We start from the raw sequence: 18,647 nt of genomic DNA, 5'->3' as shown, positions 1-18,647 counted from the left end.
TCTTGTCCCGCGCTGCCGCCGCCCGCGCTTCCGTCACTCCATCCGTCGAGGTTCACGCTTTGAAGTCGTCCACGCCTGCTGCCGCGTTCATCGCAGCATCCCTGCTCGTTCCTGCCTTGCCCGCCCTTGCCCAGCAGGCTGACCCGGCCACGCTCGACGGTGTCCGCGTCACCGGTTCCAAGCGCGATACCCCTTACCTGAAGAGCGATCTGTCGGTGACGGTGCTCGATCGGCAGGCGCTGAAAGAAGCGGGTGTCACCGAGTTCCGTGACCTCGACAAGCTCGCGCCGAACGTCAAGTTCAATGCGATGGGCCAGCTCAGCAACATGTTCATCTCGATCCGCGGCATCGAGTCCAATCCATTTCTGGTCAATCGTGCCTCGGTCTACATCGATGGCATCCCGTTCCGCGAGCTGAGCAATGCCGTGCTCAACCAGGTCGAGTCGGTGGAGGTGCTGCGCGGCCCGCAGGGCACGCTGTACGGCGCCAACAGCGAATCCGGCCTGGTACTGGTGCGCACACGCGGCCCGGCTGATGCACGCGAGGGCGAGATCAACCTGCGCAGCACCTGGTTCGGCAACGGCAATGGCACCGCTCTCGATGGCTTCCTGGCGGGGCCGCTGAACAAGACGGGCAGCCTGTCCGGCTCGGTGGCGTTCATGGGCTCCGACGAGGATGCCTACCTGAAGAACCTCACGCCTTCCGGTGCACGCGGCAAGGTCGGCGAAGGCTACCTGCAGGGCAAGCTGCGCTGGCGGCCGAGCGACTACGTTTCGGTGAACGCGCTGGCCTACCACCTGCGCACCCGCGCGCCGGGCATGTTCGAGTATGAATACCTGCCGCTGGATACCGGCCTCTACAACCGCACCTACGGCACCTCGCTCAATGGCGGCCGCCGTGCCGGAGACTTCACCTACATCAACGACGCGCCCAAGCGCACCGAAAAGGACGAAACGGTGGCGGGCCTGAGTGCGCAGTGGCAGCTGCAGGCCGGCACGCTGGACGTTGCCGCTTCCTGGCGGGACGAGGAAGTAACTTCTGCCGGCTACGACTTCGACATGACCAACAGCCCGGCATTGGCCGGTCGCATCTACGACAGGAAGAAGGAATGGACGGCCGAGGCGCGCTTCAGCTCGCCCAGCGACCAGGCGCTGACCTGGATGGCCGGTGTGTCGACCTACCGCAACAGCAAGGATTCGATCCTCGGCACCTTCGTCGGCCCGGCGCTGCACGGGCTGGACAGCTACAACCTGGCACCGCGGCAGACCTCCAAGGGCGAGGACTACAGCGTCTTCGCCACCGCCAGCTATACCTTCCCGGCATTGCCGAAGCTGACGGCCAGCGCCGGCCTGCGGCATGAGCAGGCACGGCGCTCCACCGAACAGCGTGCCGGTGCGCTGGACCTTGGCGCCGGGGGCCGCGTGCTGTACCGCGATGCCGCGCTGGTGCATACCTTCTCGGCCACGCTGCCGCGGGTGTCGCTGCGCTACGACGCCACTGACGACCTGTCCTTCTACGCGGCCTCGGCAAAGGGCTACATTCCGGGTGGCTTCAATCTGGCTGCGGCGCAGAGCGATGTGGTCAACGACAAGGTGCTGCGCTACGAGTCCGAACGCATGTGGAGCCATGAGCTGGGCTTCAAGATGAACCTGGCCGGCGGTCGTGGCCACATCGGTGGTGCGCTGTTCCACATCACCTCGGACAACTGGCAGGAGATCCAGGTAGCCACCGATGCCAACGGCCGCCCGATCTCGTCGGACTACGTCGGTTCGGATGCCTCGATCCGTTCCCGCGGTGCCGAGCTGGAGGGCGTGTTTGAAGTGCTGCCGGGCTTCACCCTGATGGCGAATGTGGGCTACGTCGATGCGAAGTACACCAAGCTGTGGGTCAGCGTGGACCAGAACCTGGATGGCAAGCGGGTCAAGCTGACGCCGCACTACACTGGCTATCTGGCGGCGCGCTATCAGTTCGACTCGGGCATCCATGCCCGGCTGGAATCGCAGTTCACCGGTTCCAGTGCACTGGATGAACGCAACCGCGCGTTCCAGCCCGCCGTGGCCGTGCTCGGTGCTCAGCTGGGCTATGAGACCGGGCCGTGGAGCGCGCGGGTGTTCGTGCAGAACCTGACCAACAAGCGCCGCATCAATGGCCTGATCTTCGACAACCTGGCCTTCGGCCGCGACGGCAACTACTACGGTCCGGTCGACAGCCCGCGCATCTACGGCGCGGAAGTGGGTTACCGCTTCTGAGGAGGCGGGGCGCGCGCCGGCCAGCGGCCGGCGCTACCGGTGGTGGTGCGGCGCAGACGGCCCGCGCTTCCAACGAAACGGTAGTGCCCGCCGCTGGCCGGCATCTTCGGAACGCTACCTGTGGCCGTGCAATGCCCGCCGGTTGCCGATGTGCGCGCATGCCAGCAGCACGCCACCGCAGGCGGTGGCCACGCCATGCCAGAGCAGCGATTCCTTCAACGGCAGGTACAGCGACGCCGACACCAGCAGGACCGTGCCAACCACGGCCAGCCGCACCGGCAGCCAGCGACCATGCCGGTACAGCCCGGCCGTGGTACTGCCCAGCGCCAGCGCCGAGGCCATCAAGGCGAACAACCATTCCCAGCGCGACATCGCCAGCAGCAGCGTCATCACCCCATGGCCAGGGTGCTGGAACGAGCGCAGCGCCATCATTGCCGCCGGCACGAAGGCCAGCAGCAGTGGCAGGGCGATGCAATGGGCGGCGCAGGCCAGCGACAGCCAGGCGCCGGCCAGATCGAAACGGAGATGCCAGCGTGCCGAAGTTGGCGGCTGGGCCAGAGCCCTTGCGGGGGTCGGGGGGATGTGGTCCATTATGTTACATAGTAACAATTGGAGTCTCCCCCATGAAGCTTCCTGCTGCTCTTTTCCTGCTGCTGGCTGTCAACGCGGCTCAGGCACACGATGTCCGCCAGCACGCGCCGCACGTGCACGGCCAGGCCACCGTCGATCTCGCACTCGACCAGGGAACGCTGGAGTTCGCCCTGCAGGCGCCGGGTATCGGTATTCTTGATTTCGAGCGACGGCCCGCCAACGCGACCGAGCAGGCGGCACTGTCGCGCGCCACGGCATTGCTGAAGGGCGGCAGCTGGGTCACCCTGCCCACTGCCGCCAACTGCCGCCTGGCCAGCAGTGACGCCAGTGCCGAAGGCTTCGCTGCGACCGCCGCTGTGCCAGCGACCGGGCAGCATCGCCACGCCGGTTTCAGTGCCAACCTGCAGTATCGCTGCACGAATCCGAGTGCATTGCGCGCCCTGGTGGTGCGCCTGCCGGTGCTGTTCCCCGGGCTGCACGAAGTCATCGTCAACAGTGCGACCGCCAACGGCCAGGACCGCAGCGTGCTGAGTGCCGACAACCTGCGCGTGGTGCTGGCGCCGTGAGCACGCCAGCGGTGATCGCCCTGGAGGATGTGCAGTTCGGCTACGCAACACGCCTGGTGCTGGACATCCCGCAGCTGCTGATAGAGCAGGGCAGCAGCGTGCTGTTGCGTGGAGTGAGCGGTGGAGGCAAGAGCACCTTGCTCGGCCTGCTGGCCGGCGTCCTGCTTCCCAGCAGGGGGCGCGTCGAAGTGGCAGGTCACGCACTGCCGATGATGCGCGGTGCCGCGCGCGATCGCTTCCGTGCCGATCACCTGGGCGTGATCTTCCAGCAGTTCAACCTGCTGCCGTTCCTCAGCGTGCGCGACAACATCGCGCTGGGCCTGCGATTTTCTCCGGTGCGCAGTGAGCGCATCAGCGGGCCGCTGGACGATGAGATCCTGCGCCTGCTGGAAGCGCTGCAGCTGGATCCGGCGCTGTCCAAGCGTGCGGCCGGCACCCTGAGTGTCGGCCAGCAGCAGCGCGTGGCCGCTGCACGCGCCCTGATCGGTCGGCCGGCGTTGCTGCTGGCCGATGAGCCCACCTCGGCGCTAGACCGCGAAGCGGCGACCGCCTTCCTCAAGCTGATGTCCGCACAGTGCGAGGCAGCCGGCACCACGGTGCTGGTGGTCAGCCATGACGACAGCCTGCAGCCGTTGTTCGACCGCACGATTTCACTGTCCGAGATCAACCAGGCAGGTGCTGGCCATGCTTGAGCTTGCCTGGGCCAGCCTGCGCAGCCGCGCATTGAGCGTCAGCCTCACCGTGCTGGTGATCACCCTCAGCGTGGTGCTGCTGCTCGGTGTTGAGCGCGTGCGCACGCAGGCGCACGAAGGTTTCGCCAGCACCGTCTCAGGCACTGACCTGATCGTCGGTGCCCGCTCTGGGCCGGTGAACCTGCTGCTGTATTCGGTGTTCCACATCGGCGACCCGACCAACAACGTGTCCTGGCAGTCCTACCAGGAGCTGGCCGCATTGCCGCAGGTGAAGTGGTCGGTGCCGTTGTCGCTGGGCGATTCCTGGCGCGGTTACCGGGTAGTGGGTACCACCGGCGGCTACTTTGAACATTATCGCTATGGTTCCGGTCACGAGCTGGCCTTTGCACAGGGGCGGCCCTTCGATGATCTGTATGACGCGGTGATCGGCGCGGAGGTGGCACGCGCGCAGAAGGTCGGCCTCGGCGACGAGATCGTGCTGGCGCACGGCACCGGCGCGGTCACGCTGGCCACGCATGCCGACAAGCCATTTCGCATTGCAGGCATCCTGCAGCGCACCGGCACACCGGTGGATTCGTCGCTGCTGGTCTCGCTGCCGGCCATCGAGGCGATCCATATCGACTGGCGATCAGGCGTGCAGCTGCGCAGCCAGAGCGTCAGCGCCGAGCAGGCGCGCCACCTGGACCTTACCCCGACCAGCATCACCGCCTTCATGCTCGGCCTGAATTCGCGCATCGCCACGTTTTCGGTACAGCGCAGGATCAACGAGTATCCGGACGAGGCGATGCTGGCGATCCTGCCCGGCGTGACGTTGCAGCAGCTGTGGCAGTCACTGGGCACCGCCGAGCGGGCGTTGCAGCTGATCAGTGCGATGGTGGTGCTGCTGGGCATGGTCTCGCTGGTGGCGCTGCTGGTCTCTACGCTGCAGGAGCGGCGGCGCGAGATGGCCATTCTGCGTGCCACCGGTGCGCGGCCGGGCTACATCGCTGGCCTGCTCGTGGTGGAGGCGGTGGCGACCAGTGCGGTGGCCTGCGCGCTGGCCCTGTCGCTGTTGGTGGTCGCCAGCATTGCCGGGCGCGGCTGGGTACTGGCCACCTTCGGTCTGTCGATCACCCATATCTGGCCGGATGGCCGCGAGCTGACATGGGCTGCGGGCGTGCTGCTGGTCAGCGCCGTGGCCGGGCTGGTCCCGGCGTTGCTCGCTTACCGGCGCACCTTGGCCGATGGCCTTTCACCGGGAGGCTGAGCATGCGATGGATGCGGGTAGTACCGATGGTGCTGGCACTGGCTGCCTGTGAGCGACCGGTCGATACAGGCGTGCAGGCGCTGCCACCCTCACCGGTGGTCGATCGCGATGCCCCGGCCGCTGCCGAGGAGCAGGAACTGGACTGGCTGCAGATGATGCCGAAGGACGAGCTGGCCGCACTGGAGCGGGGCGAGGGCCCGGAGGTCGAGCACAACGGCAACCGGCGCATGCCGCAGTTCGGTACGTTCCGCACCGTGGACACCGTACTGCAGCGGCCGGTGCGCTTGCCGGGTTATGTGGTGCCGCTGGCCAACGCACAGGACGGGCGGCTGACCGAATTCCTGTTCGTGCCGTACTACGGCGCCTGCATCCATGTGCCGCCGCCGCCGCCGAACCAGATCGTGCACGTGGTGCTGCCGCGCCCGATCGAGATGCCGGACATGTATTCGCCGTTCTTCCTGGCCGGTACCCTGCGTGCCGAACGGCTGGACGATGATCTGGCTGGCTCCGCCTACACCATGCGCGATGCGCAGCTGAGGCCGTATGAACCGTAGCGTCCTGATCGGATTGGCGTGCTGCCTGGGCTTGCTGGGGTGTACGCAGGCGGGTGGGAGCGCCACCACCGTCACCGCGGCACCGGCACCGGCAGCGGCGCAGCCGGCCACGACCGAAGCGCCCATTGACCGTTGGGACGCGTTGCGGCCCGACGAAGTGACCTACCAGCGGCCGCCGCCGCAGATCGGCCTGTCACGCAATGGCATGGACGGGGTGGGCGGGCTGATCGACGATACCGGCTCGGGCACGCCACCGGGGCAGGAGATCGACCATTCCAGCCCGGACCGCGCCAAGCAGTTCGGTTCATCGCAGGTGGTCGAAACTGCCGATGGCCGCGCCGTTGACCTGGATGGCTACGTGGTGCCGCTGGGCACCAACGACGCAGGACTGGTCGACGAACTGTTGTTCGTGCCGTTCTACGGGGCCTGCATCCATGTGCCGCCACCACCGCCGAACCAGATCATCCATGTGACCCTGGCCACGCCGATCGCACTGGGCGACCTGTGGGATCCGTACCGGTTGGCCGGTCGCCTGCAGGTCAAGCGCTTCGATGCGGATATCGCCAGCGCGTCCTACGACGCCGCAGCGGCGACGCTGACGGCGATCCACAACTGATGCGCGCGCGCTGGATCATCGCTGCGGTGGTGTTGGCGGCAGCAGGCGTGGCGCTGGCGGTGGGCTGGCAGCGGCGCGCCGTAGTCCCAGAGCCTCCGGCGGTCGCGTTTCCGGCACCGGCAGCCGATGCCAGCCAGCGCATCGAGCAACGCCTGGGCGAAGACCACGCCTTTCGCAATGATGTGCTGTTCCTGCTGGCGGCCACGTTGCGCGACCGCTGCCAGCCGGCACAGACCGGGTTGCTGGCGCGCATGGCCAATCGTGCATCGTTGCCGGTGCTGGCGGCGGTCAGTGCGGTGACCCAGCAGGATCCAACGCTGGACCGACCGATCTACCAGTACATCCAGCATCGTGCAGACGCCACGCGTTGTGGCCAGTCGCTGCAGGTGCCGCTGGCCGGTGGGCGCAGCATGCAGGTGGACATCGAACAGTACGCGCGCACCTTCCCGGACAGCTATTTCGACCCGCAGCGCAGCAGCGAACCGCGTGATTTCGGCGGCCTGTCGCTGCAGCAGCGGGCAGGCAACGCCTGCAACAGCGTGGTGTATTCGGTGCTGCCGCTGGGCGGCACTGATTGGCGTTGCAGTAGCCTGCGCGCCAACGCGCGTGCGCGGGTACGCGGCCTGTGCGAGGACGAACTGCGCCGCCAGCACGGCGACATTGGCGGGGAGTTGGATATGGCAGTGGGGCAGGGCATGCAGGCGGCGGTGGTGTCGGCGATTGCCGCGCTGCCGGAGGACTGCCGGTAATCGCCTCCCGGTGGGCCCAGGCCGACCTTGCCTGGATCGGTAGAGCCAAGCCATGCCTCGCTGGCGGTTCAGTCGAGCAAGCGTGCCTCTACAAAAGCTGAATCGACGAACTACCAGGAGCATAACTATACAGGACATCCTGTATAGTTATGCCGGTACTTCACCCCCACCAGGTTCTCCAATGGCTTTGTCCCAGCCCTTGGCCGGCGCTCCGGCCCTGTCGCGTGCCCGTCGCTGGGCACTGTTGTTCACCGTCGCCGCCGGCCTGCTGCTGGTTACGCTCGACAACTCCGTGCTCTACACCGCACTGCCCACCCTGACCGAGGAACTCTCGGCCAGTGCCGGCCAGGCACTGTGGATCATCAACGCCTATCCGCTGGTGATGGCCGGCCTGCTGCTGGGCGCGGGCACGCTTGGTGACCGCATCGGCCACCGCCGCATGTTCCTGATCGGCCTGGTGGTGTTCGGCATCGCCTCGCTGGCAGCGGCGTTCGCTGGTACAGCGGCGCAGCTGATTGCCGCGCGCGCGTTCCTGGCGATCGGCGCGGCCGCGATGATGCCGGCCACGTTGGCGTTGATCGGCCTGAGCTTCCACGAAGAGCGCGAACGCAACATCGCCATCGCGATCTGGGGTTCGGTGGCCATCGTCGGTGCAGCGCTGGGTCCGATCATCGGCGGCTGGCTGTTGCAGCACTTCTGGTGGGGCTCTGTGTTCCTGATCAACGTGCCGGTGGTGGTGGTCGCATTCGTGGCCACGCTGCTGCTGGCACCGGAAGGCCAGCGCGATACCTCGCGGCCGTGGGATCTGGTGTCTTCGTTGCTGGCATTGGCGGCGCTGTCCGGCCTGGTGCTGGCGATCAAGTCGCTGATCGCCACGCCGCCGTCGTATGCGCTGGGTGCCGGTGCGCTGCTGTTGGCCGTCATCAGCGGCGCGGCGTTTGCACGTCGCCAGCGGAAGTTGCCGTACCCGTTGCTGGACTTCGCGATCTTCCGCAATCCGGCGTTCCTGGCCGGCACGCTGTCGGCGGTATTCACCTTGTTCGCGATGGCTGGCCTGCAGCTGGTTACCACCCAGCGTTTCCAGCTGGTGGCGGGCTTCACGCCGCTGCAGGCAGGCCTGCTGGTATCGGTGGCGGCGCTGGGCAGCCTGCCCAGTGCGCTGCTGGGTGGCAGCATCCTGCACCGCGTGGGCCTGCGCCCGCTGATCTGCGGCGGTCTGGCCGCAGGTGCGCTGGGTGTCGGCGTGGTGGCGTTCGGCTTCCCGCACGGCCTCGGCTGGGTGGTGGCCGGCATGGCGATCACCGGTTTCGGCATGGGCTCGGCCATCTCGGTGGCATCCACTGCCATCCTCAACAATGTGCCGGCACACCGCGCGGGCATGGCCTCGTCGGTGGAAGAGGTGTCCTACGAGTTTGGTGGCCTGCTGGCAGTGGCGATGCTGGGCAGCCTGAGTGCGGCAATGTACGGCGCCTTCCTGCCGGTCTCGGCCGACATGCCCGAGCTTGCCCGTGACGGCTTCACCCAGGCGCTGCATGCCGCACGCGAAAGCGGGCAGGGCGAGTGGTTCGCGCTGGCTGCGGCCGCATATGACCGTGGCTACCAGATCGTGCTGCTGGTGATCACGGTGGTGCTGGCAGTGGGCGCGGCGATCATCGCGCGCCTGTTGCGGGGGCGCGTCGGTGGCCGCGAGGGCGCGGCTGATCGCGTAAAATGACGCGATGAGAACCAGCAAGCGCGACCGCATCCTCGACGCCGCCGTCAACGTGATCAATCGTGACGGCGTGCGCGCGGTGACCTTCGAGTCGGTAGCCGCCGAGGCCAAGCTGACCCGTGGCGGCCTGCTGTATCACTTCCCGTCGCGCGAAGCGTTGCTGCGCGGCATCGACGAGCATCTGGTGCAGGCCTGGGAAGCGTCGATGGAATCGCTGCTGGGCAAGACCGCAGGCGAGGCCACGGCGCTGGAGCGCTACCAGACCTTCGTGCGTGTGTCGGCGCAGAGCGCCACCCGTGCCGAGCTGATGTTCATGCTCGAATCGGCTGACCCGGACGCCGATGAGCGTCCGTGGGGGCCGGCAGTGCGGCGCTGGGCGCCGTTGCCGCCGTCGGCCGGAGAGCAGGATCCGGCCGCGCTGGACAATTTCGTAGCGCGGCTGGCGGCCGATGGCCTGTGGATCTACGAAGCGATGTACGAAGGGCAGCTGGATGAAAGTGTGCGCGCCCAGGTGGCCGAACGCATCGCCGGGCTGCTGGCGAAGCCCGATGGGTCGCCGCCCTTGTAGAGTCGAGCCATGCTCGACTGCCTTCCGGTCAGGCCACGATAGTCCCGCTTTGGTAGAGTCGACTGTCAGTCGACTGTTCTTCGGTCAGACAACGAAATCCCGCGCTTCGCGCGATAGTCGACTGACAGTCGACTCTACCCCTCATCCATTTACCCAGCCTGTTCTGCGGTCGCCGCCAGCCACGCCCTCGGCGACGCCCCCAACCGCTTCCGGAACGCCTTCGACAGCGATGCGGTATCGGCAAACCCGACTTCGATCGCCACCTGCTTGACCGCCACGCCGGCACGCAGCTGCGCACAGGCCAGGCTCAGCCGCCAGTCCAGCAGATAGCTGGCCGGCGTCGCCTGCATCACGTCCTTGAAGACTGCTGCGAACGCGCTGCGCGACATGCCGGCGGTCGCGGCCATGCGCGGCAGCGTCCATTCGTCCTGCGGCGCCTGGTGCATCGCCACCAGCGTACGTGCCAGCCGCGCATCGGACAGGCCGCGCATCAGCCCGTGGCTGACCCCGGCCGCATCGGGATGATCCACCACCCAGCGCAGGATCTGGATCAACGCCACCTCGAACAGGCGGTTGGTCAGCAGCCGCGAACCGCAGCGTTGGCGGTCGGCCTCGGTGAACAGCAGATGCAGGGTGTCGTCCAGTTCGCTGATCGCGGACAGCGGCACCACCATCACCGGCGGCAGCGATTGCACGATGGGATTGCGCGCGCCACCATCGAAATCCAGCGTGGCGCAGGTGAAATCCGGGCCATCCAGCGGTGCATTGAAGAACACATGGTGCAGCGGCTGCGGATACAGCAGCAGGCTGGGTGTGTCGATCTTCAACCGGGGCAGCGCGATATCGCCGTCGGGATGACGGACCTCCATTTCACCCTGGCGCAGGATGTGCAGGAAGGCGCGACCGGGCTGGGGCTCGAAGACATGGCGCCCGCACAGCGGACCGCTGTGGAACAGCGCGGCCTGCACCCGGAAGCGTTCGAGCAGGGAGGAAAGGCGGTCGGGTGCAGTAGTGCCGGTGGGTAAGTTCATGGACGTATGGACAACATGTGTGGCTGATTGCTCATGATTCGTCCGCGAAGTCTACCTAGGATGAGCGGGTCGTCCAATCCCGGGCGCTTTCCCAAGGAGATCCACCATGTCCCGTGTCCCCCTGATCGATGCCGCCAACACCACCGCCGACCGCCAGGCCCTGCTGGGCCAGGTCCACGCCGCCTTCGGCGCCACCCCGGCCATGTTCCGCGCCGCGGCCAATTCGCCGGCCGCCCTGCAGAGCATGTGGGGTTCGTTCGGCGCACTGGGCGGCGGTCGCCTGTCGCCGCTGCTGGGCGAGCAGATCGCCGTCGCCATCGCCAACCGCAATGCCTGCGAGTATTGCCTCGCCGCACATACCGCGCTGGGCCGCAAGGCAGGCGCCAGCAGCGAGCAGATGGCTGCCGCGCAGATCGGCCAGTCCAGCGATCCGGCCACTTCGGCGGCACTCGACTTCGCGCTGAAGGTGGTGGAGCAACGTGCGCAGATCACCGACGGCGACGTGCAGGCGCTGCGCGCGGCTGGCTTCGATGACGAGCAGATCGTCGAGATCCTCGCCCATGTGGCACTCAACCTGTTCACCAACTACGTCAACGTCGCGTTCGACGTGCCGGTGGACTTCCCGAAGGTGGCGCTGCGCTGAGATGCGGTTCGGCCCGGGTGGCAGTGGGCCGCCCGGGCCGGTCGAAAGGGAGCAGACGGCGTGGTCGGCGCTACCTGTCGTCCGCCTGCAGCCGTTCGGGATGGGTATACACATTGAACCCGCTCTCCCGCGCGAATCCGACCAGGCACAGGCCTGCGCTGCGGGCCAGGTCGATCGCCAGCGCGGTCGGTGCCGAGACTGCAGCCAGTACGCTGACGCCGGCCCGTACGGCTTTGCTGACCATTTCGTAGCTGGCGCGGCTGGAAATCACCAGCAGCCCGCCGTCGATCGTGTGTTCGTTGTGATGCAGGGCGCCGATCAGCTTGTCCAGCGCGTTGTGGCGGCCGACGTCTTCGCGCACCCAGCCGATGCGACCGCTGGCATCGGCCCAGGCCGCGGCGTGGGTCGAGCCACTCACCGCATTCATTGGCTGATGCTGCGCCAGCGTGGCCAGCGCCCGTTGCAGCGCCGCCGGCGGGTAGGTCCGCCGTTCGCGCACCTCGGGCAGCGGCCGCAGCACTTCTTCCAGCTGGCGCGTGCCACACAGGCCGCAGCCACCGCGGCCGGGCAGCAGGCGCCCGTTGGCCGGATCCAGGTCAGCACCGGGTGCATCCTCGGTCACGGTCATCTGCAGCTCGATGCCTTCAAGTTGCGGTCGTACCTCGATGGCCAGCAGCTGGGCAGGCGCGGCGATCAATCCCTCGCTGAGCGAGAACCCCAGCGCAAAGTCCTCCAGGTCGCAGGGTGTGGCCATCATCACTGCGAAGGCGGCGCCGTTGTAGCGCAGCGCAACCGGCACTTCCTCAGCCACCACGTCGACCTGCTGCTGGTGCCCCTCGCTGCGCCAGCGCTGCAGCGGACGCTGGGCCGTGCCGGCAGGCGGGGTGTGCGGCGGGGTCGAGTCAGGCATGCAGCGCGTCCGGGCAAGGGAAATACGCAGGTGGTGAACCACCCACGGCTTCGAGAATAGCGCAGTGGCCGGGCGCTGACGCGGGTGTAACCGTTGTCATGGCAGGCTGCGCTGAAAACAGCGCGCACCTACTAGCGGAGCCGTGCAGGCCGTGTTTGACTGTGGGGATGGCTGTGCGTTCGAAAGCGCCGCCGGACCGCGTTGTGCCCATTGTTGCCGCGTTCCTCCCGTCAGGTTCCCGAACATGTCCGAGCAGAAGCCGCCGCGTTACAAGCCCTACAACCAGCCGGCCGGTGGCTGGGGTGCCGCCGGCGCCACGGCCAAGGTGCTGCTGCAGCAGAGCGTGATCAGCAAGGGATCGAAGGCGCTGCTGGCGATGAACCAGCCCGGTGGCTTCAAGTGCCCCAGCTGTGCGTTCCCCGATGCCGACGAACGCAGGAAGCTGGAATTCTGCGAGAACGGCGCGAAGGCACTGGCCTGGGAAGCCACGCAGTTCCGTGCCGGTCGTGCGCTGTTTGCCCAGCACACGGTCACCGAGCTGATGGCGCAGACCGACTACTGGCTGGAAATGCAGGGCCGGCTGACCGAGCCTATGCGCTACGACGCGGCGACCGACCATTACGTGCCGTGCAGCTGGGACGATGCCTTCGCGCTGATCGGCCACCACCTGCAGGCGCTGGACAGCCCGCACCAGGCCGAGTTCTACACCTCAGGCCGCACACCCAACGAAGCCGCGTTCCTGTATTCGATCTTCGTGCGCGAGTTCGGCACCAACAATTTCCCCGACTGCTCGAACATGTGCCACGAGCCGACCAGCCGCGGCCTGCCGCCGGCCATTGGCGTGGGCAAGGGCACCATCGTGCTGCAGGATTTCGAACACGCCGAGGCGATCTTCGTGATCGGTCAGAACACCGGCACCAATTCGCCGCGGATGATGAGCAACCTGGTCGAAGCGCGCAAACGCGGCATCCCGATCGTGGCGGTCAATCCGATGCCAGAGCGCGCGCTGATCCGCTTCGCCGAGCCGCAGGACATGGTGCAGATGGCCACGTTCGGTTCGACCGAGATCACCAGCGAGTTCGTGCACATCCGTATCGGCGGCGACCTGGCCCTGATCAAGGGCATGATGAAGGTGATGTTCGAACGCGAAGCGCAGGGCGAGCGCGTGCTTGACCATGAGTTCCTGTCAGAACACACGGTGGGCCTGGAGGCGCTGCGCGAAGACGTGCTGGCGCAGGACTGGGACGAGATCGTGGAGGTCTCCGGCATCACCCAGGCGCAGATCCGCCGCTGCGCCGAGATCTACATCCGCTCCAAGGCCACGGTGATCTGCTACGGCATGGGCCTGACCCAGCATCAGTATGGTTCGACCCTGCTGCAGCAGGTGGCCAACCTGCTCCTGCTGCGTGGCAACTTCGGCAAGCCCGGTGCCGGCATCGGGCCGATCCGTGGCCATTCCAACGTGCAGGGCGACCGTACCGTCGGCATCGACGAGAAACCCAAGCCAGCCTATCTGGACCGCGTGCAGCAGGTGTTCGGCTTCGATCCGCCGCGCGAGCACGGTCATCACGTGGTCGAATCGATCGAGGCGATGCTGGACGGCAGCGCCAAGGTGTTCATTGGCCTGGGCGGCAACTTCATCCACGCTGTACCGGATACGCCGCGTGCGTACGAGGCCATGCGTGGCCTGGAGTTGACGGTCGGCATCGCCACCAAACTCAATCGGGGTCACCTGGTGCATGGCCGCGATGCCTTGATCCTGCCGGTAGTCGCGCGTTCGGAGCGCATCGTTACGCCTGCCGGCGAGCAGTTCGTCACGATCGAGGACGCGATGTCGAACGTGACCGCCTCGCGCGGTGTGCTCGAGCCGGTCAGCACGGACGTGCTCCCGGAGGTCGAGATCGTCTGCCGCATGGCGATGGCTACATTGCCGCACAGCAAGGTCGACTGGGCCGGGTGCATGCATGACTACGCGCCCATCCGCGAGCTGATCGCGGTGGTGTACCCGGAGATCTACACCGGCTTCAACGAGCGCATCCAGCAGCCGCATGGCTTCCACCTGGACATTCCACCGCGCCGTCGGGTGTGGCCCACGCCCAACGGCAAGGCGAACATCCTGGTGATGCCAGGCCTGGACGTGGACGCGCCGGTAGACGATCCCGGGATGCTGCGGTTGGCCACGGTGCGCTCGCACGACCAGTACAACACCACCATCTACAGCTACAACGACCGCTACCGAGGCGTGTACAACGATCGCATGGTGCTGTTCATGAACATCGAAGATCGGCTGGCGCGTGGGCTGGAGAAGGAAGCGCGGGTCAGCCTGGAGACGATCAGCGGCGACGGCGTGAACCGGCGCATCGAGGGCCTGACCGTGCTGGACTACCCGATGCCGCGCGGCGCCCTGGCCGGTTACTACCCGGAACTGAACCCGTTGTTGCCGCTGGACCACTACGATCGGGTCAGCGGTACCCCAGCCGCCAAGTCGATCCCGGTGCGGATGCGGGCGATGGCCGAGGCAATTGCGTGATGCGTTCATCGGCTATCATCGGCGGGTGAACCTGCCTGGCCTGCTGCTGCGATGGATGCTCCTCCTTGCCCTGGTGCTGAATGCACCGGCGCTTGCGGTTGCCTCATCCTCGTACGCGGCGCAGTCCAGCGCGGACCACTGCGCCGCACCGCATTCGGCGGCCATGGCCGGATGCTGTGACGAGACAGCTTCAACGGTCTGCCAGAGCAATGAGTGCGAATGCCCGCCGGCCAGCGTCGGCATGCTGGCCGCCCTGAGCGGAACGCCGGCGTCACCCTGGCGTGAGGCACCTTTTTCAGCCAGCGCCCAGCAACGCGCACCGCCGCCGTTGCCGGATCCGCTACGGCCTCCCATCGTGTGATTCCCTGCAGGCCTCAAGCGCCTGCCATAGCTGCTCGACTCAATCTCGACTCTGCCTGTGCCTTCGATGCGCAGGCAGCGGGCCGCGTTGCCCGCATCTGCAAAGGAATCAACACCATGAACCGCTCTCTCTCCCTCGGCCTGCTGCTGGGCACAGTGCTGGCCACCACCGCCTGCGCGCGTGCTGCCGAAGAATCGCCTGCCGCGCCGGTTGCCAGCGAAGCCCCGGCGGCACCGATCAAGTCCAGCCCGTCGCAGGTGGACCCGGCACTGCCCATCGCCATCGTGCACAAGACCGCCAGCTGCGGCTGCTGCGGCATATGGGTCGACCACCTGAAGGCCGAAGGCTTCCAGGTGGATGTGCGCGATACCGATGACATGAACCCGATCAAGGTCCGGCTGGGGGTGCCGGTCGGCAAGGCGTCCTGCCACACCGCCGAGATCGGTGGTTACGTGGTTGAAGGCCATATCCCGGCCGAAGACATCAAGCGACTGCTGGCCGAACGTCCGGCGGCGCGTGGGCTGGTGTTGCCGGGAATGCCGGCCGGTTCGCCGGGCATGGAAATGCCGGATGGCTACGTGCAGCCGTACACCGTTGAACTGGTGCGTACCGATGGCACAACCGAGCCGTTTGCCCAGCACGGGCAGGGCGGCTGACAATCGCGGGTGCCGGTCGTCCAGACCGGCACCATTCCACGCGTCCTGTGTAGAGCCGAGCCTATGCTCGGCTGCTCTCCGCCGACAAGCCGAGCATAGGCTCGGCTCTACAGGATCTACAAAATCAGCGGGCGCCAGCTGTTTCCTTGGCCAGCTGTGCGTCGAACTTCTGTTCTGCCGCATCCGCGTAGGCCTTGCAGGTCAGTGCCTTGGCACCGGCCCTGGCACCCGCGGCGTAGTCCCAGTTGCTCGCGCCCGGATGAGGGGTCAGCAACACGTCGCAGGGCAACGCCCGCACCGTCGCGAAGCTGCGCTTGTAGTCCTCGACCAGGCGCGGATAACGGGGGTTGCCCTTCAGCTGGTAGCCCGGCGCACTCAGGCTGTCGGCATAGGCGATACGCACCGGCTTGCCCTCGCGGGTATCGGTCCAGGTCCAAGCGGTGCTGCCCGGGGTGTGTCCCGGCATGAAGTGCGCGGTGAATTCGATGCCGCCCACCTCGACCACCTCGCCATCCATCACGATGCGGTCGGCGCTGGCCGGAGGATAGGTGATGTCGTCGCCAAAGTGCAGATCGTTGCTGCCGCCGCGTGCCAGCAGCACCGCCGATTCGGCGTTGGCCGCCACCTGTGCGCCGGTGCGACGCTTGAGCTCGGCGACCGGCCCGGCGTGGTCGGCATGCGCGTGGCTGAGCAGGATCAATCGCAGGTCCTGCGGGGCCACGCCGCGCGCCTTCATGTTGCCCAGCAGGTGGCCGGCCATCTGTGGCATGCCGCCGTCCAGCAGCACTGCGCCCTCGGCGGTCTGCACCAGCAGTGCGGTCAGGTTCTCGGTGCCGATCTGCCAGGTGTGGTCAGCAATCTGCAGTGGTGCCATCGGCTGCAGCCAGGAAGCATCCACGGTGTAGGCCCGCAACTGCGGCAGTGGTGCCTCGGCGGCGCTGGCGTAGGCGATCGGGAGTACTGCTGCAAGCGAGAGGGCGAGCATGTGCGGGCGCATGTGAAAGGTGTATCGGGAAGGTGGACCGAGGCTAGCACGGCGCTTTCCGGTGCCGTTTCTATGATTCCTCATGCCTGCCATAAGCCGGCGTTGCGGGTGCCGGAATATTGGCGCGACAACTGCCGTGAAAGGGCGATGCAGTTCGCAACGTGTTCGCATCGCGCAGGGTAGCCTGCAGCGACCACAAGGAAGGAGCAGGCGCATGTGCATTGTGTGCAATCCAGGGGCCGCAGCATTCCTGCAGGCACGTCGCGAGTTTCTCGGCGGGATGGTCGGGTTGGGGGCGGCGGTGCTGGCCGGGGCTGCCGTACCGCTGCCGGCGTTCTCTGCTACGCCTGCGCCGAACCTGGCAGGGCCGGCGGATCGGATTTTCCATGGCGGTCCGATCCATACGCTCGGGCCCAAGGGCAAGGTGCAGGCTGTCGCGGTTCGCCAGGGGCGGATCCTGGCCACGGGCAGCCACGAGGAGGTCATGCTGCATCGGGGGCGCCAGACCGATGTGGTCGACCTGCGCGGCAGGGCGCTGCTGCCAGGCTTCATCGACCCGCATATGCACTCGGCGATGGCGATGCTGTCCGACTGGGTGGACGTGACACCGTTCAGTACCGCCACGTTGGCCGAGGCGCTGTCGAAGATTGGTGCCGCCGCGAGTGCGAGCAAACCCGGCGAATGGGTGGTTGCGCAGGGCATCGACCCCTCGCTGATGCCCGGCCAGGCCATCACGATGCAGGCGCTGGACGATGTGGCGGCCCATAATCCGGTGTTCGTGCTGGAGTCCAATGGGCATATCGCCTACAGCAACACGAAAGGATTCGCAGCAGCAGGCGTCACCGATGCAACGCCCGATCCCGACCAGGGGCGCTACGATCGAGCGCACGGAAAGCTCACGGGGCGCATGCAGGAATCTCCTGCGATGAAACCGTTCATGGCGGCAATGCCGATGCCCAGCCCGGAACGCTATACCGTGCTGATCCAGCAGTTGTTCGCGGACGCGACCAAGGCTGGCTGCACCAGCCTGCATGACGCAGGCATTGGCACCGGCGGCACGGCGGACCTGGACGTGCTCAATGGGGTGATGGCGAAGAATCCACCCATCCGCTACTCGGGATTCCTCACCTCCGATCTGATGGACGACTGGATCAAGCGCGGCCTCAAGCCGGGCGATGGCAATGATCGATTCCGCCTGACCGGTATCAAATTCTGGTCCGATGGATCCAACCAGGCGCAGACAGGCTATCAGCGCGAGAACTATCTGGGTTCGGACAAGCGAGGGGCATTGAACTACACCGAAGCCGAGTTGATAGCCGGGGTGCAGCGCGCCCACGACCTCGGTTGGCAGGTGGGAATCCATGCGAATGGCGATGCGGCAATCGATACCACGCTGAACGTCTATCAGGCGGTGCTGGCAAAGACCGCGCGCGCCGATCATCGCCATCGCATCGAGCACTGCAGCGTGCTGCATCCTGAGCAGATCGTCCGCCTGGGCGATCTCCAGGTTTCACCTTCGTTCCTGATCGGACACGTGTACTACTGGGGGAAAGCCTTCCGGGACAACATCCTCGGCCCGCAGCGCGCCGATCTCTACGATCCATGCCGGTCGGCGCTGGCGGGCGGCCTGCGCATTTCGCTGCACTCCGATTTCAACGTCACCACCATCGAACCGCTGCGCTACATCGACAACGCGGTGAACCGCCGCATGCGTGATGGCGGCGAAGTGTTGAACCCGGAAGAGTGCATCAGTGTCGAACAGGCGCTGCGCGCGGTGACCATCGATGCGGCATGGCAATGCCGGGTGGACGACATCGTCGGCAGCCTGGAGCATGGCAAGTATGCGGACATGGTCATCCTCGACCGCGATCCGCTCACGATCGATCCGGCAAGGGTCATCGACCTGAAGGTGATGGAGACCTGGCTGCAGGGGCAGCGTCGCTACGCCGCGTGACCCGAGGCGTGCGACTTGGGCCCGGGGCGACACCG

The 18,647-nt window shown here is 66.7% G+C and carries 17 protein-coding genes; 13 read left to right on the top strand and 4 right to left on the bottom strand.

Annotated elements, in window-relative coordinates:
- The first annotated feature begins 116 nt into the window (after positions 1-116).
- Complete coding sequence (locus tag V3B46_RS00870; protein ID WP_154263667.1) at positions 117-2,249, top strand: TonB-dependent receptor; 2,133 nt, start codon at positions 117-119, stop codon at positions 2,247-2,249.
- Between the two features lie 114 nt (positions 2,250-2,363).
- On the opposite strand, the gene V3B46_RS00865 is transcribed toward V3B46_RS00870, so the two are convergent.
- The gene (locus V3B46_RS00865; protein WP_329890871.1) at positions 2,364-2,840 is read right to left on the bottom strand and encodes a MerC domain-containing protein; all 477 of its coding nucleotides are present in this window, start codon (positions 2,838-2,840) and stop codon (positions 2,364-2,366) included.
- Positions 2,841-2,872: 32 nt separating this feature from the next.
- On the opposite strand from V3B46_RS00865, the gene V3B46_RS00860 reads away from it, so the two are divergent.
- The 8 genes from V3B46_RS00860 (at position 2,873) to V3B46_RS00825 (ending at position 9,542) form a co-directional block, all read left to right on the top strand.
- Complete coding sequence (locus V3B46_RS00860; protein ID WP_329890870.1) at positions 2,873-3,406, top strand: ZrgA family zinc uptake protein; 534 nt, start codon at positions 2,873-2,875, stop codon at positions 3,404-3,406.
- Positions 3,403-4,098 (top strand): ATP-binding cassette domain-containing protein, encoded by a 696-nt coding sequence (locus V3B46_RS00855; RefSeq protein ID WP_329890869.1) that lies wholly within the window; start codon positions 3,403-3,405, stop codon positions 4,096-4,098. The genes V3B46_RS00860 and V3B46_RS00855 overlap by 4 nt, the downstream gene beginning before the upstream one ends.
- Positions 4,091-5,344 (top strand): ABC transporter permease, encoded by a 1,254-nt coding sequence (locus V3B46_RS00850; protein ID WP_329890868.1) that lies wholly within the window; start codon positions 4,091-4,093, stop codon positions 5,342-5,344. Before V3B46_RS00855 ends, V3B46_RS00850 begins: the two co-directional genes overlap by 8 nt.
- 2 nt (positions 5,345-5,346) lie before the next feature.
- Positions 5,347-5,898 carry a DUF3299 domain-containing protein gene (locus V3B46_RS00845; protein WP_329890867.1) on the top strand — a complete coding sequence of 184 codons (552 nt, stop codon included), beginning with the start codon at positions 5,347-5,349 and terminating at the stop codon, positions 5,896-5,898.
- Positions 5,888-6,514 (top strand): DUF3299 domain-containing protein, encoded by a 627-nt coding sequence (locus V3B46_RS00840; RefSeq protein WP_329890866.1) that lies wholly within the window; start codon positions 5,888-5,890, stop codon positions 6,512-6,514. The genes V3B46_RS00845 and V3B46_RS00840 overlap by 11 nt, the downstream gene beginning before the upstream one ends.
- Positions 6,514-7,263 carry a hypothetical protein gene (locus V3B46_RS00835; RefSeq protein ID WP_329890865.1) on the top strand — a complete coding sequence of 250 codons (750 nt, stop codon included), beginning with the start codon at positions 6,514-6,516 and terminating at the stop codon, positions 7,261-7,263. The genes V3B46_RS00840 and V3B46_RS00835 overlap by 1 nt, the downstream gene beginning before the upstream one ends.
- Positions 7,264-7,444: 181 nt before the next feature.
- Positions 7,445-8,977, top strand: a complete 1,533-nt coding sequence (locus tag V3B46_RS00830; protein WP_329890864.1) for an MFS transporter — start codon at positions 7,445-7,447, stop codon at positions 8,975-8,977.
- A gap of 4 nt (positions 8,978-8,981) precedes the next feature.
- Positions 8,982-9,542: a TetR/AcrR family transcriptional regulator gene (locus tag V3B46_RS00825; RefSeq protein ID WP_329890863.1), complete on the top strand. Its 561-nt coding sequence runs from the start codon at positions 8,982-8,984 to the stop codon at positions 9,540-9,542.
- 149 nt (positions 9,543-9,691) lie between these two features.
- Here V3B46_RS00825 and V3B46_RS00820 read toward each other — a convergent pair whose 3' ends face one another.
- A complete protein-coding gene (locus tag V3B46_RS00820) occupies positions 9,692-10,573 on the bottom strand; it encodes an AraC family transcriptional regulator (protein ID WP_329890862.1) in 882 nt (293 codons plus the stop codon).
- 106 nt (positions 10,574-10,679) lie between these two features.
- Here V3B46_RS00820 and V3B46_RS00815 point away from each other — a divergent pair, with 106 nt between their 5' ends.
- On the top strand, positions 10,680-11,216 hold the full coding sequence (locus tag V3B46_RS00815; RefSeq protein WP_329890861.1) for a carboxymuconolactone decarboxylase family protein: 537 nt from the start codon (positions 10,680-10,682) through the stop codon (positions 11,214-11,216).
- Between the two features lie 70 nt (positions 11,217-11,286).
- Here V3B46_RS00815 and fdhD read toward each other — a convergent pair whose 3' ends face one another.
- On the bottom strand, positions 11,287-12,126 hold the full coding sequence (gene fdhD / locus V3B46_RS00810; protein ID WP_329890860.1) for a formate dehydrogenase accessory sulfurtransferase FdhD: 840 nt from the start codon (positions 12,124-12,126) through the stop codon (positions 11,287-11,289).
- Positions 12,127-12,370: 244 nt separating this feature from the next.
- Between fdhD and V3B46_RS00805 the strand changes: the two genes are divergently transcribed.
- Together V3B46_RS00805 and V3B46_RS00800 are read left to right on the top strand one after the other, a co-directional pair.
- A complete protein-coding gene (locus V3B46_RS00805) occupies positions 12,371-14,656 on the top strand; it encodes an FdhF/YdeP family oxidoreductase (RefSeq protein WP_329890859.1) in 2,286 nt (761 codons plus the stop codon).
- Positions 14,657-15,133: 477 nt separating this feature from the next.
- Complete coding sequence (locus V3B46_RS00800; protein ID WP_106468162.1) at positions 15,134-15,673, top strand: DUF411 domain-containing protein; 540 nt, start codon at positions 15,134-15,136, stop codon at positions 15,671-15,673.
- A 124-nt stretch (positions 15,674-15,797) separates the two neighbouring features.
- Here V3B46_RS00800 and blaL1 read toward each other — a convergent pair whose 3' ends face one another.
- The gene (gene blaL1 / locus V3B46_RS00795) at positions 15,798-16,670 is read right to left on the bottom strand and encodes a L1 family subclass B3 metallo-beta-lactamase (protein WP_329890858.1); all 873 of its coding nucleotides are present in this window, start codon (positions 16,668-16,670) and stop codon (positions 15,798-15,800) included.
- Between the two features lie 202 nt (positions 16,671-16,872).
- Here blaL1 and V3B46_RS00790 point away from each other — a divergent pair, with 202 nt between their 5' ends.
- On the top strand, positions 16,873-18,612 hold the full coding sequence (locus V3B46_RS00790; RefSeq protein WP_329890857.1) for an amidohydrolase: 1,740 nt from the start codon (positions 16,873-16,875) through the stop codon (positions 18,610-18,612).
- The last annotated feature ends 35 nt before the right edge of the window (positions 18,613-18,647 follow it).

The sequence above is a fragment of the Stenotrophomonas sp. SMYL11 genome (assembly GCF_036320005.1).
GTDB classification, from domain to species: Bacteria; Pseudomonadota; Gammaproteobacteria; order Xanthomonadales; family Xanthomonadaceae; genus Stenotrophomonas; species Stenotrophomonas maltophilia_A.
The sequence above is the reverse complement of the archived record's forward strand: the minus strand, read 5'-3'. Positions and strand labels throughout refer to the sequence as shown.